This is a genomic window from Flagellimonas rhodophyticola (assembly GCF_049332665.1).
Classification (GTDB): Bacteria; Bacteroidota; Bacteroidia; order Flavobacteriales; family Flavobacteriaceae; genus Flagellimonas.
The window spans coordinates 2,394,843-2,416,746 of sequence record NZ_CP186326.1 but is presented as its reverse complement, the minus strand read 5'-3'; the positions used below and the strand labels follow the sequence as shown (position 1 = coordinate 2,416,746).

At 38.6% G+C, this 21,904-nt stretch carries 19 protein-coding genes; 7 read left to right on the top strand and 12 right to left on the bottom strand.

Annotated elements, in window-relative coordinates; genetic code table 11:
- The first annotated feature begins 11 nt into the window (after positions 1-11).
- From prfB to ACOKFG_RS10795, 3 genes are all read left to right on the top strand, one after another.
- Positions 12-1,107 (top strand): peptide chain release factor 2 gene (gene prfB, locus ACOKFG_RS10805; protein ID WP_299485121.1). Its coding sequence is split into 2 segments (ribosomal slippage): positions 12-74 and positions 76-1,107, totalling 1,095 coding nucleotides; the frame shifts between segments, so codons are not numbered across the junction.
- 44 nt (positions 1,108-1,151) lie between these two features.
- The gene (arsC, locus tag ACOKFG_RS10800; protein ID WP_422861216.1) at positions 1,152-1,493 is read left to right on the top strand and encodes an arsenate reductase (glutaredoxin); all 342 of its coding nucleotides are present in this window, start codon (positions 1,152-1,154) and stop codon (positions 1,491-1,493) included.
- Between the two features lie 104 nt (positions 1,494-1,597).
- Positions 1,598-2,083, top strand: coding sequence for a hypothetical protein (locus ACOKFG_RS10795; RefSeq protein WP_298789417.1), 486 nt, complete (start codon positions 1,598-1,600; stop codon positions 2,081-2,083).
- Positions 2,084-2,114: 31 nt separating this feature from the next.
- Here ACOKFG_RS10795 and ACOKFG_RS10790 read toward each other — a convergent pair whose 3' ends face one another.
- On the bottom strand, positions 2,115-2,288 hold the full coding sequence (locus ACOKFG_RS10790) for a hypothetical protein (protein ID WP_190808553.1): 174 nt from the start codon (positions 2,286-2,288) through the stop codon (positions 2,115-2,117).
- Between the two features lie 139 nt (positions 2,289-2,427).
- Between ACOKFG_RS10790 and fumC the strand changes: the two genes are divergently transcribed.
- Complete coding sequence (gene fumC, locus ACOKFG_RS10785; protein ID WP_299485117.1) at positions 2,428-3,825, top strand: class II fumarate hydratase; 1,398 nt, start codon at positions 2,428-2,430, stop codon at positions 3,823-3,825.
- Positions 3,826-3,901: 76 nt separating this feature from the next.
- Here fumC and ACOKFG_RS10780 read toward each other — a convergent pair whose 3' ends face one another.
- Positions 3,902-4,789, bottom strand: a complete 888-nt coding sequence (locus ACOKFG_RS10780) for a hypothetical protein (RefSeq protein ID WP_299485116.1) — start codon at positions 4,787-4,789, stop codon at positions 3,902-3,904.
- 167 nt (positions 4,790-4,956) lie between these two features.
- On the opposite strand from ACOKFG_RS10780, the gene ACOKFG_RS10775 reads away from it, so the two are divergent.
- Positions 4,957-5,712: an MBL fold metallo-hydrolase gene (locus tag ACOKFG_RS10775; RefSeq protein ID WP_299485115.1), complete on the top strand. Its 756-nt coding sequence runs from the start codon at positions 4,957-4,959 to the stop codon at positions 5,710-5,712.
- 66 nt (positions 5,713-5,778) lie between these two features.
- A complete protein-coding gene (locus ACOKFG_RS10770; protein WP_299485113.1) occupies positions 5,779-6,462 on the top strand; it encodes a hypothetical protein in 684 nt (227 codons plus the stop codon).
- Positions 6,463-6,469: 7 nt separating this feature from the next.
- On the opposite strand, the gene ettA is transcribed toward ACOKFG_RS10770, so the two are convergent.
- The 3 genes from ettA to ACOKFG_RS10755 form a co-directional block, all read right to left on the bottom strand.
- On the bottom strand, positions 6,470-8,161 hold the full coding sequence (gene ettA, locus ACOKFG_RS10765; protein WP_298789412.1) for an energy-dependent translational throttle protein EttA: 1,692 nt from the start codon (positions 8,159-8,161) through the stop codon (positions 6,470-6,472).
- 38 nt (positions 8,162-8,199) lie between these two features.
- Positions 8,200-8,376 carry a CAL67264 family membrane protein gene (locus tag ACOKFG_RS10760; protein WP_168796318.1) on the bottom strand — a complete coding sequence of 59 codons (177 nt, stop codon included), beginning with the start codon at positions 8,374-8,376 and terminating at the stop codon, positions 8,200-8,202.
- A 74-nt stretch (positions 8,377-8,450) separates the two neighbouring features.
- Positions 8,451-9,434 carry a Gfo/Idh/MocA family protein gene (locus ACOKFG_RS10755; protein ID WP_299485111.1) on the bottom strand — a complete coding sequence of 328 codons (984 nt, stop codon included), beginning with the start codon at positions 9,432-9,434 and terminating at the stop codon, positions 8,451-8,453.
- 66 nt (positions 9,435-9,500) lie between these two features.
- Here ACOKFG_RS10755 and ACOKFG_RS10750 point away from each other — a divergent pair, with 66 nt between their 5' ends.
- Positions 9,501-11,129: an acyl-CoA carboxylase subunit beta gene (locus tag ACOKFG_RS10750; protein WP_299485108.1), complete on the top strand. Its 1,629-nt coding sequence runs from the start codon at positions 9,501-9,503 to the stop codon at positions 11,127-11,129.
- Here ACOKFG_RS10750 and ACOKFG_RS10745 read toward each other — a convergent pair whose 3' ends face one another.
- From ACOKFG_RS10745 to ACOKFG_RS10715, 7 genes are all read right to left on the bottom strand, one after another.
- Positions 11,130-13,310: a TonB-dependent receptor plug domain-containing protein gene (locus ACOKFG_RS10745; RefSeq protein ID WP_299485106.1), complete on the bottom strand. Its 2,181-nt coding sequence runs from the start codon at positions 13,308-13,310 to the stop codon at positions 11,130-11,132. It lies immediately after the preceding gene.
- Between the two features lie 49 nt (positions 13,311-13,359).
- Positions 13,360-15,162: a carboxypeptidase-like regulatory domain-containing protein gene (locus ACOKFG_RS10740; RefSeq protein ID WP_422861215.1), complete on the bottom strand. Its 1,803-nt coding sequence runs from the start codon at positions 15,160-15,162 to the stop codon at positions 13,360-13,362.
- A gap of 82 nt (positions 15,163-15,244) precedes the next feature.
- Complete coding sequence (locus ACOKFG_RS10735; RefSeq protein WP_422861214.1) at positions 15,245-16,591, bottom strand: M24 family metallopeptidase; 1,347 nt, start codon at positions 16,589-16,591, stop codon at positions 15,245-15,247.
- A 31-nt stretch (positions 16,592-16,622) separates the two neighbouring features.
- The gene (locus ACOKFG_RS10730; protein WP_299172796.1) at positions 16,623-17,705 is read right to left on the bottom strand and encodes an AMP-binding protein; all 1,083 of its coding nucleotides are present in this window, start codon (positions 17,703-17,705) and stop codon (positions 16,623-16,625) included.
- The gene (locus tag ACOKFG_RS10725; RefSeq protein WP_422861213.1) at positions 17,686-18,624 is read right to left on the bottom strand and encodes a lysostaphin resistance A-like protein; all 939 of its coding nucleotides are present in this window, start codon (positions 18,622-18,624) and stop codon (positions 17,686-17,688) included. The genes ACOKFG_RS10730 and ACOKFG_RS10725 overlap by 20 nt, the downstream gene beginning before the upstream one ends.
- Positions 18,615-19,667 carry an o-succinylbenzoate synthase gene (locus tag ACOKFG_RS10720; RefSeq protein ID WP_422861212.1) on the bottom strand — a complete coding sequence of 351 codons (1,053 nt, stop codon included), beginning with the start codon at positions 19,665-19,667 and terminating at the stop codon, positions 18,615-18,617. The genes ACOKFG_RS10725 and ACOKFG_RS10720 overlap by 10 nt, the downstream gene beginning before the upstream one ends.
- A gap of 80 nt (positions 19,668-19,747) precedes the next feature.
- Complete coding sequence (locus tag ACOKFG_RS10715) at positions 19,748-21,709, bottom strand: histidine kinase dimerization/phosphoacceptor domain -containing protein (RefSeq protein WP_298789403.1); 1,962 nt, start codon at positions 21,707-21,709, stop codon at positions 19,748-19,750.
- Positions 21,710-21,904: the final 195 nt, after the last annotated feature.

The following is a 21,904-nucleotide window of genomic DNA, read 5'->3' as shown; positions in this document are numbered from 1 at the left end:
AAATAATTTGTATGATTACCACAGATCAGCAAAAAGATCTTATTGAGCGCCTTGGTGCGTTAAGGAGGTATCTTTGACATTGATGCCAAACTTATTGAAATAGAAAACGAAGAGGAGAAAACCGCTGCTCCAGGATTTTGGGACGATCCACAAAAGGCCCAAGTTCAAATGCAAGCCTTGAAATCGAAGAAAAACTGGGTCGAAAATTACAATTCGGCCGAATCTCTTGTGGGTGATCTTGAGGTGCTAATGGAATTTCAACAGGCCGGAGAGATTTCTGAAGAAGAGGTGGTTTCCCATTTTGATAATGCCAAATTGGCCATTGAAGACCTCGAATTCCAGAATATGCTTTCTGAAGAGGGTGACGAACTTACCGCAGTACTTCAAATAACTGCTGGCGCCGGAGGTACAGAAAGCTGTGATTGGGCTTCTATGCTTATGCGTATGTATTTGATGTGGAGCGAAAAAAATGGCTATAAGGTCAAAGAGCTTAACTATCAGGAAGGTGATGTGGCCGGTATAAAAACGGTTACACTCCAAATTGAAGGTGAATTTGCCTTTGGATGGTTAAAGGGAGAAAATGGAGTACATCGTTTGGTTCGTATCTCTCCTTTTGACAGTAATGCGAAAAGACATACTTCTTTCGCCTCTGTTTATGTATATCCATTGGTTGATGACACTATTGAAATTGAAGTAAATCCAGCAGATATTGAAATAACCACAGCCCGTTCCAGCGGAGCGGGAGGTCAAAATGTAAACAAGGTTGAAACTAAGGTCCAATTAGTTCACAAACCCACAGGTATCCAAATTTCGTGTTCGGACTCAAGGTCACAGCATGATAATAGGGCAACTGCCATGAAAATGCTTAAGTCCCAGCTTTATGAGATAGAATTAAGAAAGAAGCAAGAGGCAAGAGCGGAGATTGAATCAACAAAAATGAAAATTGAATGGGGCTCGCAAATCAGAAATTATGTGATGCACCCCTACAAATTGGTCAAAGATGTTCGCACAGCAGAGGAAACCGGAAATGTGGATGCTGTAATGGATGGGGAAATCAATGCTTTTTTAAAGGCTTTTCTAATGATGATGGGCCAGAAAGAGGAATGAGGTAAGGGTTAGCATTTATAGTTTCACTAATAATAGCATTAAAAATGATAAAAATTTACCACAATCCAAGGTGTAGAAAATCAAGAGAGGGATTGGAATATTTGGAAAAAACAGGAGAAAACTTCGAAGTGGTACGATATTTGGAAAACGTTCCCACGGCAGCGGAACTGGAAAATATCATTTCCTATTTGGGTATTACTCCTGAACAATTGGTTCGTAAGAACGAATCTATTTGGAAAGAAAAATATAAAGGAAAAAAACTGTCGGACCAAGACATCGTAAATGCAATGGTTGAAAACCCGAAGCTCATAGAACGACCGATTATCATCAAGGGAAAAAAAGCGGTAATAGGCAGGCCTTCGGAGAATATTGATGCATTATTATAGGCAATAATCGCATTTTTAAAAGTTTTTGGACATCTTTGTAGCTGTAACAGTCTATTAAATAGACTTTTATCCGGCTGTTAACTGGAATATCGAATTAAACGATTATGAAAAACAAACATACACTTCTACTATTTGTACTTCTTGGAATTTTTTTCACCGATTCTTTAATGGCACAATACGGATATGGGAACAATAGATATGGTTATGGCAATCGTGGTAGACAAGGTGGTAGCATAATACCACAGACGCAAACTCCTCCCAAGGAAGTAGAACCTAAGACCGCTGAGGAAATCGTGGATGAACAAATGCCTTCTATTACAGAAACATTAGAATTGAATCCTTTTGAGGAAGCCGTTGTGCGCACCACATTGGTAAAATCTGTTCAACAACGTATAGAGTTGAGTATATTGGAATTGGAACCCAATAAGGCAAAAGAAGAATATGAAAAAATAAGGGATACTCAGGATGAAGAATTAAAAGCTGGGCTTCCAGAGGATAAATATTTGGCTTTTGTAGAACTTCAGGAAAATCAATTCAAGGCCAAAAAGAAGAAAAAGAAGAAGAAAAAGAAGAAGAAATCAAAGGAATAAAAAAAGAGGCTTTATAGGCCTCTTTTTTTTATTATTCGTTTCGCTTGGCGCGCTTGGCCTCACGTCTTTCTTTATACATTTCCATCAAGTTGCCGAATAACCAATAAGGCACTACAAAGGTTAGCAAGAAAATCATCAGCCAGAAACCGATGGTCAAGATGGTCAAAAAAGCTAAAAAGCCTAAATATTGGTCAAAATCGAACATTGTTTTTCCTTTTGTTGAACAAAGATACCTTCATTTCAATAAAAAAAGCAAATCTCCCTCAAAAAAATGTTCAATAACCGTCATGTTTTATGTGTATGAATGCCCGAACCCCTAAATTTGTATATTCAAATTACACAACATGAGCTTTAGAATAGAAAAAGATACCATGGGCGAGGTAAAAGTACCTGCCGATAAGTATTGGGGAGCACAAACCGAAAGGTCTAGAAATAACTTCAAAATTGGTAGTCCAGCATCAATGCCATTGGATGTGGTTTATGGATTCGCCTATTTAAAGAAAGCTGCAGCCTTTGCTAATCATGAGTTGGGCGTACTTCCTCAAGATAAAAGAGATTTAATAGGGCAGGTTTGCGATGAAATTCTTTCAGGAAAGCATGATGAACAGTTTCCTTTGGTAATTTGGCAAACAGGTTCAGGAACCCAAAGCAATATGAATGTCAATGAAGTTGTTGCCAATAGAGCTCATGAAATTGCTGGAAAGAAAATCGGTGAAGGTGAAAAAACCATTCAACCCAATGACGATGTTAACAAGAGCCAATCTTCAAATGACACTTTCCCCACTGGAATGCACATCGCAGCCTACAAGAAAATTGTGGAGGTCACCATTCCTGGTGTTCAACAGTTAAGAAATACACTGGATAAAAAATCGAAGGAGTTTAAAAATGTTGTCAAAATAGGGCGAACCCACTTAATGGATGCTACCCCCCTAACCTTGGGTCAGGAATTTTCAGGTTATGTCTCCCAATTAGATCATGGAATAAAAGCTTTAAAAAACACTTTGGATCATTTGAGTGAATTAGCTCTAGGTGGAACTGCTGTTGGTACCGGTTTGAACACACCAAAGGGGTATGACGTTCTTGTTGCGAAGTATATCGCTGAGTTTACGGGACTACCTTTTGTAACTGCTCATAACAAATTTGAGGCTTTAGCTGCCCACGACGCTATTGTGGAAAGCCATGGTGCCCTGAAACAATTGGCTGTTTCCTTGAACAAGATTGCCAATGACATCCGTATGATGGCCTCCGGACCACGTTCGGGAATTGGAGAAATCATAATTCCCGCCAACGAACCAGGAAGTTCAATAATGCCGGGGAAAGTCAATCCTACACAATGTGAGGCCATAACCATGGTATGTGCACAGGTGATGGGTAATGATGTGGCCATAAGTGTTGGAGGAACACAAGGTCATTATGAACTAAACGTATTTAAGCCTATGATGGCTTCAAATATTTTGCAATCTGCTCAATTGATTGGGGATGCTTGCGTTAGTTTTGACGTAAATTGTGCAGCCGGGATTGAGCCAAACCATGAGGTGATTAAAACATTGTTGAACAACTCTTTGATGTTGGTGACTGCATTGAATACCAAAATTGGATATTATAAAGCAGCGGAAATAGCCAATACCGCACATAAAAATGGAACTACATTGCGGGATGAAGCCATTAATCTGGGTTATGTTACCGCCGAAGAATATGACGAATGGGTAAAACCAGAAGATATGGTCGGTAGTTTAAAATAGATTCTAAGAAATTATAGAAGAAAAAAGCCCGGTGCAAAATGCAACCGGGCTTTTTTATAAATATGGATAGTGTATGCTATTTCAAAGTGAACTTAGAAGTTCCCAATAATTTTAGACCATTGTCATAAACATTGACCATATAGTTTCCTTTTTGGAAATCTGATGCAGGCTTATTGATATAGTCACAAACATCTAGAGTACTGTTCTCATAGTAAAAGTTAGTTCCCTTACTATATGTAATTGAAGCTCCTTCTTCTGTAGATTTAGAAAAACTATCTCCTAAAACATTTCCTTGAGGATCTAAAACTTCGATAAAGAACTCTCTATCACCAGCTTCAGCAATTACGTTATCTGCAACTGTAAAACAAACTTTGAATTTGTCAGTAGACTTAGCTCTGGAAGTAGAAACCAATTTACCACTGTTTCTTTCTCTTACAGCATCAACTGTGAAGGTTGATAGGCTAAGCGCAGAACCTCTTTCAACAGCATCAGCCAATTGTGTGTTTTGCACAACCAATGAATCGTTAAATACAGTTTGTGCCTCCAACTCAGCAAATGTGCTATCTCTTTCCATGGCCAACAAAGTGTTGGAAGTAGTCAAAGAGTCAACTTGCTTCAATAATTTTTCTCTTTCAGCTTTAAGAACACTTACCTGTCTTCTGTATCTTGATAAGGAAGCAATATCAGCTTTCATTCCCTGTACAGAATCAATGTATTTTGCAATATTATCCCTAGCAGCTACCAACTCTTCGTTAGTCGCATTGCTTTCTAGAATAGCTTTGTCATACTCAGACTTTAAGCTGTTCAAATCTTCAACAACCAACTCTTTTTCTTGAGTAAGTGCTGTAGTGGTCTTCTTCTTATCTTGGTAAAGGCTTACAGTATAAATTATAGTTCCTAAAAGAACCACCCCAAGCAAGCCAGCTATTACCTTTAATCCGTTGTTACTTTTTGTTTCAGTCATAACTTTTTAATTAATTGATCCTCAGTTTAAAGTATTTAATCAATCGCGTTTGGATTATATACGCTTAAGTTTTTCTTTTGGATTTTTATACGATAAAATTTGTTAAAAAAACTAACCAAAGTCCACCTAAACCATTAATTTTAAGCGAAATAGAATATTTAAGAAAAATGAAAGAAAAAATTTCAACAATAGTCCTAGTACTATTTTTTGCGCTCTTTGCGAAGAAGATAAATGCGCAAACTGAACCCTCTAATGCTATCAAAATCACTCCGATAGAACATGCTACTGCTGTTTTGGAATGGAATAATATCACTATATATATTGACCCCGTTGGCGGGAAACAAATGTTTGAAAACCGAAAATTACCAGACTTGATCTTAATTACAGATGTGCATGGAGATCACTTCAGTCTGGAGACTCTTCAGGAACTTGATACCAAAAAAGCAAAGATTATAGTCCCTAAAGCAGTAGCGGATAAAATCCCGGATGAATTCACTCCCCAAATCGATGTTTTAAATAATGGAGACACCAAAGAACGTTATGGTATACTGATTGAAGCCATCCCCATGTACAATTTAAGAACCGAAGCTTTAAAGTTCCATACCAAAGGTCGTGGCAATGGCTATGTGCTAAATATTGGAGGAGAGCGCTTGTACTTCTCAGGTGATACGGAAGATATTCCTGAAATGCGCACCTTGAAAAACATTGACAAAGCCTTTATCTGCATGAACTTGCCCTATACCATGACCGAGGAAAGTGCTGCCGAAGCTGTTTTGGAATTCGCACCTAAGGAAATCTACCCATATCATTACCGTGGGCGTCCGAATGTGAGTGATGTACAAAAATTCAAGACCCTTGTCAACAATGGAAATTCAAACATTAAAGTGATTCAGCTGGATTGGTATCCCAAGGATGATTTCTAACCTTATAAAATATTGGGCCATTATTGACGTTAATCTAGAAGACTTAACCAAAATCAATACTAAACCATGGCTCCCAAATCCTGTGTTTTATTCGTATTTGCATTCATTTTTGCAATAAATACCTCTTTTTCCAACCAATGTGATAATTATTATGCAAAGGTCACCTATGGCCTAAGTCATTCAAAAAAAGCATTGGGCGCTACCAACTTTGAGCACCAGATGTACTATGCAGAACGGGCAAGAAAAGCATTGGAACAATCCAAATCCTTTATGGAAGAATGTGATTGCGCCAAAACGGAGGACAAAACTTTGGATGTTTTAGAAACTCTTGACAAAGCCATTGAGCCTGTAGATTGGGACGCTGGAAGATTCTTTTCCAAAAAAGCTTTGAAGCAAATCAATGAATTGATTACCATTTTGGATGAATGTACTCTTGGCACATCAACCACTGTGGTAGAAGACAGTGATAACAGCACAATCGAGAACGAAGCCTATGCCAATGAGGAAGAAACCGATAAAATGTCCATGGAAATGGAAATGATTAAAGTTTTTGACAAACATGCAAAAGATAAATTGAAATCCACCGAAAAAGCGATTGATCAATTGGTTCAGTTTTCTAAATCCTTCAATTCTGAAACTGAGGAAAAAGAAAATAACCCTAACAGTTTAGCAGCACATCAAAGGACATATCTCTTGGAAGCTAAAAAACTATTAGAACAAGGAATAAAAGCTCTTGAAAAAGAAAATTAGCAGTTCCTTACCGAATTAATTTCTTGTATTTGATACGCTTGGGCATAATATCTGTTCCCAGGCGTTTCTTTTTGTTCTCCTCATAATCGGAGAATGACCCTTCGAAGAAATAAACTTGGGAATCTCCTTCAAAGGCAAGGATATGTGTGCATATTCTATCTAAAAACCATCTATCGTGGGAAATGATTACGGCGCAACCTGCAAAATTTTCAAGACCTTCTTCCAAGGCTCGAAGTGTGTTTACATCTAAATCGTTGGTTGGCTCGTCTAATAGCAAGACATTTCCTTCCTCTTTTAAAGTCATGGCCAGGTGAAGTCGGTTTCGTTCTCCACCAGACAACATATCTACTTTCTTATTTTGCTCGCTACCGGAAAAATTAAAACGACTTAGGTATGCTCTTGAGTTTACTTGCTTTCCACCCATCATCACAAGCTCTTGTCCATCACTGAAATTTTCCCAAATAGTTTTGTTCGGGTCTATGTTGGAATGACTTTGGTCCACATAGGCCAGTTTTGCAGTATCGCCAACGGAAAACTCTCCCTTGTCTGGAGTTTCTTCTCCCATAATCATCCGGAAAATGGTGGTCTTACCTGCCCCATTTGGACCTATAATGCCAACAATTCCCGCTTGTGGAAGGTTAAAATTCAGGTCTTCATATAGCAGTTTATCCCCATAAGCTTTGCTTACTCCTTTGGACTCAATCACATTTGTTCCTAATCTCGGCCCATTAGGAATATAAATCTCCAGTTTTTCCTCCAGCTGCTTTTGATCTTGGCTCAGAAGTTTATCATAATTTTTAAGGCGAGCTTTCTGTTTGGTCTGTCTACCCTTTGCTCCTTGTCTGACCCAGTCCAACTCGCGTTCAAGTGTCTTTTGCCTTTTGGAAGCCTGCTTGCTTTCTTGGGCTAAACGTTTTGATTTTTGATCCAACCATCCAGAGTAGTTTCCTTTCCAAGGTATCCCTTCTCCTCTATCCAGTTCCAAAATCCAACCGGCTACGTTGTCCAAGAAATAACGGTCATGCGTGACAGCAATCACTGTTCCTTTGTATTGTGCTAAATGATGTTCCAACCAGTGTACAGATTCGGCATCCAAGTGGTTGGTAGGTTCATCCAAAAGCAAAACGTCCGGTTCTTTCAGTAACAAGCGGCAAAGGGCTACTCTTCTTCGTTCTCCACCTGAGAGCACTCCGATTTTTTTATCAGATTCCGGTGTACGCAATGCATCCATAGCTATTTCAAGCTTAGTATCAAGTTCCCAGGCATTGGCCGCGTCAATTTGATCTTGAAGTTGAGCTTGCTTGTCCATCAGTTTTTGCATCTTATCTGCATCTTCGTAAACTTCAGGAAGACCAAACATATCGTTGATCTTATTATATTCGTCCAGAATTGCAACGGTGTCAGCTACTCCTTCTTTTACAACCTCCAGAACCGTCTTCTCTTCATCCAATTGGGGTTCCTGCTCCAAATAACCCACGGTATATCCTGGTGAAAACACAACATCCCCTTGGTAGTTCTTGTCTACCCCCGCGATTATTTTCAGTAACGTGGATTTACCGGAACCATTCAGTCCTAATATTCCAATTTTAGCTCCGTAGAAAAAGCTGAGATATATGTTTTTTAAGACTGGGGTGTTCGCCGTTTTAAACGTTTTGGTGACCCCAGACATTGAAAAGATGACTTTCTTATCGTCTGACATTTGGTTGTAATATGTTTGTTATGTTATGTATTGGAAGATTATACGCGACCCTTGAGAGCATTGAAAACCCATGCTATGGCGAAAAAACCGATGCCTACAGCGGCAAATCCATAACCTGCCACTTCATCATACTTAAATGCGCCTAAAGCAATCATTCCAAGTCCCACAAAAATCATTATCCATGTTGCCCATGCAAGCACGGTATTTTTATTCATTCCCATATGTAGTTGGTTTGGTAAAGAATCAAATATCGTAAAAAAAAGAAATATTCCTAGAAGTACAGGGTTCTTTATGTTTCGAAAGGGAACTTGATTCCGGTTTTTTTTCTGATAGTATCCATAAGTTCAACCAAATCCAAACTGTTTTGATGTGTCCATAAATCACATTCCAACATGTTGTTGTTCAGACAATCATGCACTTTCAAAATCTCATGGACAAAACCTACTCCGGTTCTTGGTAATTCAACTTCTTGCGACTCATTCTGTTTGACCAAAGTATATCCATCCGCTTCATGCCAACGAGATGATAAGGTTATTTCCCCTTCACTCCCCGATATTTTGGCTTCCATTTTTGAATTACTGGTCAATCCGCTATACAGAACTGCTTGTGCATCCGAATATTGAAAAATCATCGAGGTCTGTATTTCTGTACCGTTAGGATGAAAATTGGACGAAGCTTTAATTTCTTCTGGCATACCCAAAATCAAATAAGCCAAAAAAATGGGGTAAATTCCTATATCCAACAAAGAGCCAGAAGCTAAATCAGGATTTAGAATTCTTGAATCCTCACCTCGGTCCAATCCATAAAATGCAAAATCAGCATTCACGTAGGACACTTGTCCAATCTCTCCGGTATCAACAAGCTGCTTCGCTTTTGCGATGGATGGATTAAAACGTGACCAAAGTCCCTCCATCATAAAAACCTTATTTTTCTTAGCTGCCAATATAATTTCCTCAACCTCTGCCCTATTTACTCCCAAAGGTTTTTCACAGAGCACGTGCTTTCCATGTTCCATGGCTCTTATGGACAAATCTTTATGAAAATTGTGCGGAGTTGCTATATAAACAATATCAATTTCATCGGAAGCAAACAAAGCATCATAACTATCGAATACGTTAGGGATTTGAAACTCATTTGCAAAACCTTGAGCTCTTTCCAAATTTCTAGAAGCTACCGCTGCCACAGATGCTTGCTCAACCATCTTTAAATCGGAAGTGAACTTTCTTGCAATATTTCCTGGGCCAATAATGCCCCATTTTATTTTACTTTTCATATAGAATCAAAAGTAATGATTATAACTCCTTATCTTTAACAGCACGTTGAAATTGGCTTATTAACTATGGATATTAACTTCAATAAAAACGAAGATCACAATAAACTAAAGCTTGCCGAGCTTAGAAAAAAATTGTCCCAAGTAAAACTTGGTGGCGGAAAAAAAAGAATTGAAAAGCATCACGCAAAAGGCAAAATGACCGCCCGGGAACGAATTGATTATTTGTTGGATACGGACTCGCAATGTATTGAGATTGGAGCTTTTGCCGGAGAAGGTATGTATGCTGAGCATGGAGGATGCCCATCCGCAGGGGTTGTTGTTAAAATCGGATACGTCCAAGGAAAACAATGTGTAATTGTAGCCAACGACGCCACTGTAAAAGCAGGAGCTTGGTTTCCCATTACGGGAAAGAAAAACTTGAGAGCCCAGGAAATTTCCATGGAGAACAAATTGCCAATTATCTATCTAGTAGATAGTGCTGGAGTGTATCTACCCATGCAAGATGAAATTTTTCCTGACAAAGAACATTTTGGTCGCATTTTTAGAAACAATGCCAAAATGAGTAGTATGGGTATTACTCAAATTTCTGCAGTAATGGGAAGTTGCGTAGCTGGCGGAGCTTATTTGCCGATAATGAGCGATGAAGCAATGATCGTTGACAAAACAGGAAGCATCTTTTTAGCTGGAAGTTATTTGGTGAAAGCGGCCATTGGTGAAAGTATTGACAATGAAACTTTAGGTGGAGCAACAACGCACTCGGAGATAAGCGGAGTAACGGATTATAAAGCCAAGGACGATAAAGATGCCTTGGACAAGATTAAGCGTATCGTTGGTAAAATTGGTGATTTTGAAAAAACAGGATTCAATAGAATTGAAACAAAAGCTCCTATTGAAAATCCAGAAGACATGTATGGAATTCTACCTGCCTCTCGAGGAGATCAGTATGATATGTTGGAGATAATAAAACGGTTGGTGGATAATTCAGAATTTGATCAGTACAAGGAAGGTTATGGCAAAACCATTTTAACCGGCTACGCTCGCATCGATGGCTGGGCCGTCGGTATTGTAGCGAATCAACGAAAAGTGGTAAAAACGAAAAAAGGGGAAATGCAGTTCGGTGGTGTCATCTACTCGGATTCTGCGGATAAGGCCACCCGTTTTATTGCCAATTGCAACCAAAAGAAAATTCCCTTGGTGTTTTTACAAGATGTTACCGGATTTATGGTGGGTAGCAAAAGTGAGCATGGAGGAATTATAAAAGATGGTGCCAAAATGGTAAATGCAGTAAGCAACTCAGTGGTGCCAAAATTCACTATTGTCATTGGTAATAGTTATGGAGCCGGAAATTATGCTATGTGTGGGAAAGCGTATGACCCCAGGTTAATTGTTGCATGGCCTAGTGCTGAACTCGCTGTGATGAGCGGAAATTCTGCGGCCAAAGTGTTATTGCAAATTGAAAAGGCTTCGCTTGAGAAAAATGGTGAAACACTAGATGCCCAAAAGGAACAAGAGTTATTTGATAAAATCAAACAACGCTACGACAACCAAATATCCCCTTATTATGCAGCCTCCCATCTTTGGACGGATGCCATTATAGACCCTCTGGAAACCCGAAAATGGATTTCCATGGGCATTGAAGCCGCTGACCATTCGCCTATTGAAAAACAGTTTAATATGGGCGTACTTCAGGTGTAATTATTGCACTGTAAATTTGGCCAACTGTTGCTCATCTCCAGGTTCTTGGAGTCGAACAAGGAATTCTTCACTCTTTTGGTTTGGTTTGCCAAAATTATGTTCAACTGTGCATTTTAAGAATGTTGGCATTTTACTACCTGATGTCCTGTTTCCCAGATAAGTCACGTTCAAAATCCAATCACCAACCGTTTCCGCCCCAACAATCTCAAATTGTTCGGTACTGAAACCATGTTGTAACTCATTTAATATTCGCGCACGATCTCCTGTTTCTGTATGTTCCCAATTGAAGAACCTTTTCTGAGGATTAACCATCTGTATTACGAACTCGGCATCGGTATTGTTCCAGTCCAAAAACAAGCGTGCATTATAGGTCAGGTTGTTTGTATATTTTTGGTCAACTTTACTTAAGTCTAGTTGATTTCTCTTTTTATTGACTAAATTCCTTATCTCCGTGCCAACTACTTTTTCAATACCCAGAAAATTCAATCCCTGATTGGCAGACCCATTTATAATCTTGTTGAACATGTTCAACGCCTCTTGATGGTTTCCTGCCATCTTATTGGCCATAGCAACATCCAAATACGGTTGAATTTTGTTTGGAAACATTTCAAGCATACGGTCGGCAGCAGATAATGCCAAGTCATAGTTTCCAAATTCGGAGGCTTTTAGATACATTCCTTTAAGTTCATTGTAGCTGGGTAGTTCCTTTTCCAGAATATTCGTCAATATTCTATTGGCCAGGTCAGCATTGGCACTGTAAAAGAAAGAATACACATCCAAAAAATACTCCGGTGTGTCTGGATATTTACCTTGCTGCGCCAAATATATGTTATACGCTTCTTGAACATTTTTCCCTTTTTTTAACTCCTTAAGGTATGGGGTTACCAAAGTCTTACTATTGACTTTTATCTTTCCATCATAAACATTGTTGGTCAATCGGGCCAAGTCCCTTTTTTCACCCTTAGGGCCAACAACTTGAGCGGTTTTCGTGGTAATCAACAATACTCCATTGGCTCCCATGCTACCAAAACGATTTGTAGCTGCCAAACCCTTCAGCACCGTGATTTCCGCAATGTTTCGTGGATCAATAAAGTTCGTGTTCGCAATGCTGCCATTACCTACACTTGAGTTTGAGCGATTAGTTGGAATACCATCAATTACAATCAGTCCATAATTGTTTCCGAGGATGGAATTACTGGGGCGCATAATGATTTGACTTAAATCATCATTTTGACCTAATTTAACACCAGAAAACTTTCCTTGAATTGCATTGTTCCCTGTGGTTGCCACATCCGATATTTCTTTATCCGTAATGGATTGAACCGCGTAACCGAGTTTCTCTTTACTTTCTGTACCATAGGCCGTGGTTATTTCACTTGTTTCAACTTTCGCCTCGTCTGTAACCACTACTTCATCTAGCTGAATTCCACTGTCCTTAAAGGAAAAGTCAATGGACAAATTATCACCCAGAACCTGTTCTCCTTTGTCTTTCCCGTAAGATACCACCAAGGTATCACCCGCAACAGCATTAATTTTAAAGGCCCCGGATTCGTCCGATTTTGACAGCTCACTTTGGTTTCCTTTTACATATATTTCGGCGCTTGCCAAACCTACCGTCCCCTTATAGATATTTCCAGTATAAATTCGAGCGTTTGATTTACTTTTTAAATCTCTTTTCTCCGTTAGATTAATCAGGTTCCCATTGTTCACTATGGCCAGAAGATTAAGACTGGCCCTGTCAAAGTCTTTCTTCCCATTGATAATATAAAGTTCGCCATCAAAGCTGGGTGTGGTGCCGCCTACCGTCTGTTTGCCGTCGGTGAACAGCAGAATATCGCCTCCTTTGGCATAATCTTCCAATGACCCAAAAAAGGTACCTCCATCATGATTGACATTCTTTAATTTCTCTTTTATTTCTTGCCAATCACCACTACTAACTTCAAATTCATCCTTAGACATTACCTGATTACTAAAAGTCAATAATGCGACCTTAGCATCTTTAACGTCCTTAAAATAAGCGTCCAAAAAGTAGAACTCTTTATCTAAATTTCTGTTATCCATTGAATTGGATACATCCCAACAGATATTTACTTTCTTCTGGTCTTGTGCCCAACTAACTGATAAAGTCAAAGCGAAAACAATCGCAAATACGGTTTTGATAGGATTTTGGTTATTTTTCATAATTACTTATAAGACAATCTTTTATGGTATTTTAATTAAACAAATACATCTAATTGGATTTACTTGTGGTTCCGTTATTAATTCTCAATAGGGCCAAATTCGCATTTTTGGTCGCCAATCTAAAGACTTTAACTTCTTTACGTTGATTATCGGTTCCAAAATTGTGGTAAATGGTAGCCTTCATATAGGAAGGAGTTGCACTTTTGTTCCCAAGATACTTGACATTAACATTCCAATTTCCATCAATAGGACCGTAAACCAGATACTCTTCTGTGGAGAATCCTTTTTCTTTTTCTTCCTGTATTCTTTCTGCATTATGCTGAAGTGTATGACTAGTGGTATAAAACTGATTTTCTGGACTTACAAATTGCAATTCAAATTCTGCTTCGCTATCATTCCATTCAAAAACCAGGCGCAGACCTTTGAAGTCCTGTTCATCAGTTTCCAAGACATACTTCTCTTCTAGGGCACCTCTATTTTGTTCGAGTAGGTTTCTGAAGTTTTTATGTATAATGGGGCCAAAAGTGTCAGAAGCTGTAAAGAACGACTTTTCAATGAGATAATTATAACGCGTGTGCAGGGTTGCAGCATTATCAACATCTCCCAAGTTTGTGTATGCGTTAGCTAAATCCATATAAGACTGAACATAATGAGGTCGTAGTATAAAAATCTTCTTTTGAAGTTCCAATGCTCTCTCAAATTCACCTTCTTCCTCCAACATATAGGCCAATGCCTTTAAAATTGTAGGATTGGTTCCAAATTTTTCCTCAATAGTATTAGTGATGTCAGCTATTAGCTGGTTGCTCTCAAAATTACTCTTGAAAAACGAACGGGCATCCAAATAAAAGTAAGGTGACTGGGGGTACAACGCTATTTCATCCTGATAAATATGCTCTGCCTCTTTTTCATCTATTGCACCATTCAATTTTTCCAAATATTTCGGCATAGGTATTTGAGCGCTATTGACCAGACTGCTTGAATCAAAGTAGTTGTTTCTTAGCCTGGCATGATCATAGGGTTTATTGGTTCCTGGTTCTCTTTTGTTTGGATTTCCCCATTTTGTATTGATAATGATTACTCCTCCAATGCCCATGCTACCATAGCGATTAGAAGCTCCAAGGGATTCAATAACAGCAATTCTTTCGATATTTTGTACCTGAATAAAGGTTGGTGCATCGGTATAAACTACACCGTCCACATCGAAAATGGCCGGAACAGGCCTCATAAAGGAACGTCGCGCCCGTGGTAAAAATACAATAGGAATCGTCAGGTCTGTAGGTCTTACCCCATTCCCGCCAAGAGCCCCGCCTCCTGGTCTAAAGGTTGTTGGCCTGAACACCTGTACACCTGGCACCCAAGACTGGAGCGCATCAATAAAATCTTGTCCGGCCAGATTTAGTTGGTCTCCATCTATAACTCGCATTGAAAATCCGGAACGTTCCTTATCCAAAATACCAAAGGCCGTTTTAACAATATTCTTGTTGCTGTGGTATTCTTCTAAAAGTGTTTTTCGGGTTCTTTTCTTTCTTTCCGTAACCACTACACCATCCAATTCTTGGATATCATCGTACATCGTTATATTCAAAAAAGAGGTCACATCTTCAATGATAATTTCGATGTTCTGCTTTCCCAAGTAACTATAAACAAGGGTTTGGCCTTCCTCTGCATAAATAACATAACTACCGTTCTCTTCCGATTTAACTCCTTTTTCGGTATCCTTTATTGCAATACTTACATTTTCCAATGGACCGTATCCATCAGTAATGAAACCACTTATTCTTTTGTTTGATGTTTGAGAAAAGGTTATAGCAACCGAAAGTAAAAACAGATAGGGAATAATTTTCTTGACCATGGCGACGATTTTTGATTTCACCCTTAAGTTAGAAAATTATATCGTTAAAAAATTATAAAAATTAGAAGTAAGTGTCAGATTTTCAGTGTCCCAGTTGTTTTTTTACCCTTGGAACAAGTAAAAGTTCAGTTTGTCTTCCATTAACGTATCTGAACCCATCTGTTCCAAAAAAACCCGCTTCTTCCAACATTATACGAATATCTCTATTCCATTCCGTAATGTGAACCGTGGTGTTCAATTCAATGGCATAAACCGTGTTTGGGTTTAAGGGGTAGTTTTCACCATCATCTTTCATCACACCTCCTTGAGAATCCCACATACCAATTGTGGTGCCAGCAGAATGACCGTAACTTCCCAATGGATGTGTATAAATTGCGGGGCGAAGTCCGGCTTCCTTGGCTTGTTGTAGGGATTTAGCCAAAATTTCGTTTCCAGTTCTGCCTTTTATCATATTGGCTGTCAAAAAGTCTTGGACGCTGTTCCCATCTTTTAGGGCATCAACCAAAAACTTTGGAGCACCATCTTCATTGGGTCTTAAAACGTAAGCCAATTCCTGACAGTCCGTATTCAAACGTAAATAAGAGATTCCAAAGTCACAATGTAAAAGATCACCGGGTTGAATGGTCAAATCATCTGGTCTGCCTGAAAATGAGTATAAATGTCCAACCAATTTTTCGCTAGTACGCTGTACATCCACTGTTGGATGAAACCAGGTTTCCAATCCTAAGTCGGTTACTTTTTGACGCATCCACCACTCTACCTCGGTTGTAGTAGTTACACCTGGAGTAATCACTTTTTCGGAAAAGGCTTCGGCTATAATATCGTGGGTGATGTCTACAAGTTGATTATAAATAATCATCTCTCGTTCTGTTCTTGTTTCTATCCACCTGACCGCCAACTGTTCTGCAGAAACTACTTTGGATTGATATTTCTTAGGCAGATTGGCCATAAATTCATCGAAATCCGTTTTGTCCAGTCCATCTGCGATATTGTGGTCTTTTGAAAAATTCAACCCTATCTGTTTTGGATTTCTTTCCTCAATAAGTTGCATCAATCTTTTCCATTGATTGGGTTCCTTTTCCTTATCCCATGCTGATTGAATACTCTTACCGACATTATATCTTGCCACAGCCAACTTATCAATGCTTCCAGCTGCCTTATCCCTGTAGAACAAAAGAATGGTTCTTCTCCTTGCATTTAACCAAGTGGCAGGTAACATTGTTTTCAAAACGGGGTCTTCATTATATTCCCTCGAAATAAGAATCCACATGTCAATCCCTGTATCATCCATGAGGTTTGGAAGCAACGAATTGAACCGTTCTTCCAATATTTCGTCGACTACCCTAGCTCGTTGCTCTTCTGGCAATATCTGTTGGGTAAATCCGGTAAAAGGTAATACTAGGAGTAGATAAAGTGCTATTCTTGTCATGAAAGTGATTTATTTGCTGAATTTACAAAACTTAGCTTATTTGAAGTAGTGTTTTCTTGCGTTGAATTTTTCCACTTTTAGTCTCAAAAAATTGTTTTAGAGCAAACACTTCTTTCGGAATTTCATACTTATCCAAACCTTTTAAATCTTTAATCTTAGTAAGTAATTCTTCCGATGATATATCAACTGATTCAACAAGTAGCACTAACTTTTGTCCTAAAGACGTATCCGGAAGACCTGCTACAAAAAAGCGAGCGTCGATTACTGTTGAAAGTTTCCGTTCTATTTGTTCCGGAATGAGCTTTATGCCACCAGAATTTATGATGGAATCAAATCTACCCAACCATTCAAAACTGGTTTCGGTGGTTAAATTCACGATATCATTGGTAATAACTTCTTCGTCTGAAAGCTTTGGAGCGTTAATCACAAGGCAATCCCGATTATCTTTAGAAAGGGTAATATTCGGAAGCGCTTCGAAAGGATTGTTTATAGTGTCATTTTTTGAACCATTCAATCTTTTGGCTGCTATATGCGTAACCGTCTCAGTCATCCCATAGGTTTCAAAAACTGCATTAGGAACCGTAATCAAGCTCTCTTTTAAAGATTTTGAAATGGGTGCGCCTCCAATGATTAAAGTTTTTATTTGAGAGAGTTGTTTTAGAGAATTCTCTGCCTGTAAAGGGACCATTGCCGAAAAATCAAAATTGGTAGTAGCACCAAACATTGGATTTGAAGAAGGTTCAACAGATTTTAGTTCCAATCCCAGCACCATAGCACGCATCAACATCATCTTTCCCGCAATTCCAGAGCAAGGTAGACACATAAGCGCTGAATCTTTTGATGACAATCCGAAGTATTTTCCAGTGGCTATGGCGGAATTCACCATATGCAACTTATATAGCTTAATCTTTTTGGGTTTTCCCGTAGAGCCCGAGGTAAAAACTTCTAAGGTTTCTTTGTCCGTCGACCAGTCAAGTAGGAACTCCCCAATAGCGATTTCATAAGACTCTCCTTCTTTTACAAGACTATATCCAACTTCTTGAAGCTCATCAAATTCATAATGAACACCATTAAATCTAAAGTCAGAATGTGTTTTACGCCAAATTGGATTCACTAGTATTTAGAGCTGTAAATTCATCTTTTGTCAATACTTTTCCAAACAGTTTTTGGTTCCAATTTTTCCAACCGTATTTTTTACCAAAAACGAACAGTAGTATGGGGAAGATAACCAAAACAGGAATTAGAGCATCCCATCCCAAAGCCGGTTCAGAAATATCCTTATAAATTGAATGTGTTTGAAAAGCTGTCCAGTCTGCCGTGACCAAAAGTGCAGTAATAAGGTTGTTCGCAGCATGAAATCCTAATGCCAGCTCCAGGCCTTCATCCATCAAGGTCATAATCCCAAGAAAAAATCCGGTACCGATATAATACACCATAATACCCATTCCTAATTTTTCAACCTCCGGATTTGCAATATGCATCAGCCCAAAAAGCACCGACGTCACTACCAATGGGACCCAACGATTTTTGGCCATGATTCCCAGTCCTTGCATCATATGCCCACGGAATAAATATTCTTCAAAGCTTGTCTGTAAAGGAATGAGAACGATAGCAATTACGGCCAGAGGAATAAATTTAGACCAATCCAAATTGAATATATAATCATCTGGGGAAAAGTAAATATCTATTCCTGTTAGTAAAGCAGTCAGCCCTCCCCAAAGAGAAAATGCATACATGACCCGTTTCCAGTCTATCTTTTTCCGTGAGGTGGTCAAAGATGTAATGGATTGCTGATGTACCAAATATGTCCATCCTAAAACAACAAAAAGACCAACTGCCAAAGGTGCCAAAAGTATAATCAAAACAACATTGGATCCCAATTGGTCAATCATCTGCTGCATTGCATCTTCTACACTAACTGGAGACGTAACTGTTGCTACATAATTTAAACCCATGAAACCGATAAACAATACAGGAATTACAAAGTACTTCCACAGTCCAATGCTGCCTTTATATCCTTGTTCTATATACATAATTCTTCTATTAAATTAGTTTTCCATTGTTTGGAAGCCCGATAATACAACTTTCCATTTGCAACTTCTAATGGACTATCGAAATTGTTGGTATAAAGGCTTCCGGTTCCTAAACCTTGGGGAATGCTTGTCTGCATAGCATACGTCCATTGCGCAATGGCATTGAGCCCAATATTGCTTTCCAAAGCACTTGTTGCCCACCACCCTACTTGTTGATTCCTGGCTAAATTTATCCATTCCTCTGAGCCTCTGAATCCACCGACCAAACTAGGTTTTATAATAATGTATTGTGGCTTTATGGTTTGTAGCATGCGCTGCTTTTCCGTTACATCAAAAATGCCAATTAATTCTTCATCCAGTGTTATCGGCAATGGGGTTTTAGCACATAGTTCTGCCATTTTTTCCCAATTTCCGGGTTTTATGGGCTGCTCAATGGAATGCATCTGGAATTTGGACAGTATTTCCAATTTAGCCAGTGCTTCCGTCGAAGAAAAAGCTCCATTAGCATCCACCCGTAGTTCTATTTCTTCTACGGTGAAATTGTCGCGAATCGACTTTAGGATTTCCAATTCCTTTTTAAAGTCGATGGCACCAATCTTCATTTTGATGCATTGAAAACCTTGTTTTAATTTTTGTTCTAATTGTGAGAGCATAAAGGTTTCATTGCCCATCCAAATCAATCCGTTGATGGAAATGGGAGATTCATTCTCGGTGAATTCTGAAGGAAAAAGATGGAAAGGATTTTCAGATTGAAAGGATAAAAAAGCTTGTTCCAAGCCAAATTGAATAGACGGAAAATTAGTTAGTTGAACAAGCAACTCTTCCAGACTCAATTGTATGTTAGCGCAGACCCATGAAAGCTTTTCTTCATAATCGGGAACGTCGTCAACACTCAAGCCCCTTAAGATTCCGCATTCCCCAATACCATATTTTCCATTCTCGTTTAGAATAAGAAACCATGTTTCTTTTTGGGTCATAACACCACGGGAAGTTCCACTTGGGATCTTAAAATCAAGAATATACTTTTTATAGACAGCCTTCATGTGGTTGTCCAAATTTAGTTATAATTTGAATGAAAATAGGATATCAGTTATTCCTTCGCGAGCAATTGGAAATAGCCGTGTCAACTGAAGTTAAACCAGAACCGGACCCCTTCATCAGCCTTATCGATGTTAAGTTTTGACTGTAATTGGTTCACCAATCGGTTCATAAGACGGATTCCCATAGAGGAGTGTGTTCGCTCTTCGGTATCTTCTGGAAGTCCAATACCGTTATCAGTATATTCAAAATAACCTTGCTCTCCATTTTTTCGGAGGTGGATATAAATCTTCCCATTTTCATCATTTTCTGGGAAAGCATACTTGAAAGAATTGGAAACAAGCTCGTTCAAAATAAGTCCAAATGGAATGGCTCGGTCAATATCTAATTCGGTTCCTTCAGCATCAATGGTTATACTAATGTTATGTCCTCCTTTTTTATAAACGGATTGTACACTATTGATCAAGCTCTCAATATAACCCTGCATTTCTATAACGGATAAATCATCATTTTGATAAAGCTTCTGGTGAATAAGTGCCATGGCCTTTACCCTACTCTTACCTTCTTCTAATGCCTCTATAGCAGATTTACTTCGAGTATTCTTGGTTTGCAAGCTTAATAAACTGGACACCATCTGGAGATTGTTTTTTACTCTATGGTGAATTTCTTTTAACAATGAGTCCTTTTCTACTAGGGCATTTTCAATGATATGCTTTTGTTCTGCAATCAAGCGTTGGTTTTTAATACTTTTTAAGTACGCATAGACCAATCCCGCAAAACCAAGAAGTGTGAAAATCAAGGAAATGAAAACCAGGTTGATTCGCTCATCTTTCGCCTTCATTTCGCTTCGAGCCAATTCATTGATACGTTTTTGTTCGTCAATCAATCGTTGGGAATTCTCCAAATCTTCATTTGCAACTATGGTTACCAGCTGCTGTTTAATGATTGAAGATTGCTTTTGGGATAATGAGTCCTTTATTCTCTCGTTGCGCTTATAATAAGTTGCCGCGTTTTTAAAATTTTCAACTTTGTCGTAATAGGCCGCCAACAAACTATTTCGCTTTATGTTTTGTAGCAGGTTGATATTGTTGAAATCACTATCCAAGCTTCTTTTTGCCGCCAAATACTTTTCAAGTTGTAGGTTGGCATCCGCTAAGTTCAAAGTGTTTTCAATAACTTCATTTTTATAATGGGTATCCGATGCAGATGATAGGGCTTCAATACTTGACTCCAATAAAGGTATCGCTTCATCATATTCTCCAAGTAGTACATGGCATTTCCCAATGTTACCTTCTATTTCTGCTTTTAGCAATTCACTCTCAAATATTTGCTCTTCGGTCTTTTGTGCGGATATATCATTAATAAAAACGTCTAGATACGCTTTTGCCTTCTTAAGTTCACTTACCGCTGTAGGAGCAGAATTATCAAGTCTTAAGTAGTTCCCAACCTTATTATGATACTTTGCCAAACCGTAGGAATCGTTATCGGCTATGGTAGGCTTGACCTCCATTATGTATTGGTTTCTAGCTTTTCTGTGCAAACCTAAGTTGCTGTAGATATCATAGAAAGCAACGTTATCTGTTAAGCCAAGTTCACGTTTTTCTTTACGCACTTCAATTTGCTTATCATACAATTGAAGGTTGGCATAATTATCGTCCAAAACTTCAAGTACGATCTTTCTTGAATCAGAATCCAACGAATCTTTAAGTGCATAAAGCTCTTTGGCCAATGCGGTACTTTTGTCGTATTCACCCAAATCATTGTAAACTTGGGTCTGCATTACCATATATAGTCGTGCCGCAATTGTATCGTTCGTTTTTTGGGCGTTTGCAAGGTAGATTTTTAACGTATCCAACCAATCATAGGCAGAGTTGACATTGTATCTGTCAACTGAACTAAAAAAAGATTCGAACCTGTTTGAGGAACCGTTGGCTGCCTGGAATTCTTTTAATGCACTTATTTCGTCACTTTTCAAGGTTTGTGCGGAAGCGCCCAATAGAAAAATGAAAAAGAATATTGAGGTTATTTTTTTGAAATATTCTATCATCTATTTACCAAAGGTATCTGCGACAAAATTTAAAAAGCTTGTCGCTATTTATTGTTTCATTTTTTGAAAATGAACCTATTTTCGGTTTGAATGCCCCAATGCCAAACACCTATATACCTGACAAGTTTTTAAGTGACCATTCTAATATTAGAACGTAGGTTTACCAACAAAATTAAATGCTTGATATCTGACTTA

What these genes read in the sequence shown, in the direction of transcription:
- arsC (WP_422861216.1), top strand. Translation starts at nt 1,152, where the DNA reads ATGATAAAAATTTACCACAATCCAAGGTGTAGAAAATCAAGAGAGGGA.
- ACOKFG_RS10795 (WP_298789417.1), top strand. Translation starts at nt 1,598, where the DNA reads ATGAAAAACAAACATACACTTCTACTATTTGTACTTCTTGGAATTTTT.
- ACOKFG_RS10790 (WP_190808553.1), bottom strand. Translation starts at nt 2,288, where the DNA reads ATGTTCGATTTTGACCAATATTTAGGCTTTTTAGCTTTTTTGACCATC.
- fumC (WP_299485117.1), top strand. Translation starts at nt 2,428, where the DNA reads ATGAGCTTTAGAATAGAAAAAGATACCATGGGCGAGGTAAAAGTACCT.
- ACOKFG_RS10780 (WP_299485116.1), bottom strand. Translation starts at nt 4,789, where the DNA reads ATGACTGAAACAAAAAGTAACAACGGATTAAAGGTAATAGCTGGCTTG.
- ACOKFG_RS10775 (WP_299485115.1), top strand. Translation starts at nt 4,957, where the DNA reads ATGAAAGAAAAAATTTCAACAATAGTCCTAGTACTATTTTTTGCGCTC.
- ACOKFG_RS10770 (WP_299485113.1), top strand. Translation starts at nt 5,779, where the DNA reads ATGGCTCCCAAATCCTGTGTTTTATTCGTATTTGCATTCATTTTTGCA.
- ettA (WP_298789412.1), bottom strand. Translation starts at nt 8,161, where the DNA reads ATGTCAGACGATAAGAAAGTCATCTTTTCAATGTCTGGGGTCACCAAA.
- ACOKFG_RS10760 (WP_168796318.1), bottom strand. Translation starts at nt 8,376, where the DNA reads ATGAATAAAAATACCGTGCTTGCATGGGCAACATGGATAATGATTTTT.
- ACOKFG_RS10755 (WP_299485111.1), bottom strand. Translation starts at nt 9,434, where the DNA reads ATGAAAAGTAAAATAAAATGGGGCATTATTGGCCCAGGAAATATTGCA.
- ACOKFG_RS10750 (WP_299485108.1), top strand. Translation starts at nt 9,501, where the DNA reads ATGGATATTAACTTCAATAAAAACGAAGATCACAATAAACTAAAGCTT.
- ACOKFG_RS10745 (WP_299485106.1), bottom strand. Translation starts at nt 13,310, where the DNA reads ATGAAAAATAACCAAAATCCTATCAAAACCGTATTTGCGATTGTTTTC.
- ACOKFG_RS10740 (WP_422861215.1), bottom strand. Translation starts at nt 15,162, where the DNA reads ATGGTCAAGAAAATTATTCCCTATCTGTTTTTACTTTCGGTTGCTATA.
- ACOKFG_RS10735 (WP_422861214.1), bottom strand. Translation starts at nt 16,591, where the DNA reads ATGACAAGAATAGCACTTTATCTACTCCTAGTATTACCTTTTACCGGA.
- ACOKFG_RS10725 (WP_422861213.1), bottom strand. Translation starts at nt 18,624, where the DNA reads ATGTATATAGAACAAGGATATAAAGGCAGCATTGGACTGTGGAAGTAC.
- ACOKFG_RS10720 (WP_422861212.1), bottom strand. Translation starts at nt 19,667, where the DNA reads ATGAAGGCTGTCTATAAAAAGTATATTCTTGATTTTAAGATCCCAAGT.
- ACOKFG_RS10715 (WP_298789403.1), bottom strand. Translation starts at nt 21,709, where the DNA reads ATGATAGAATATTTCAAAAAAATAACCTCAATATTCTTTTTCATTTTT.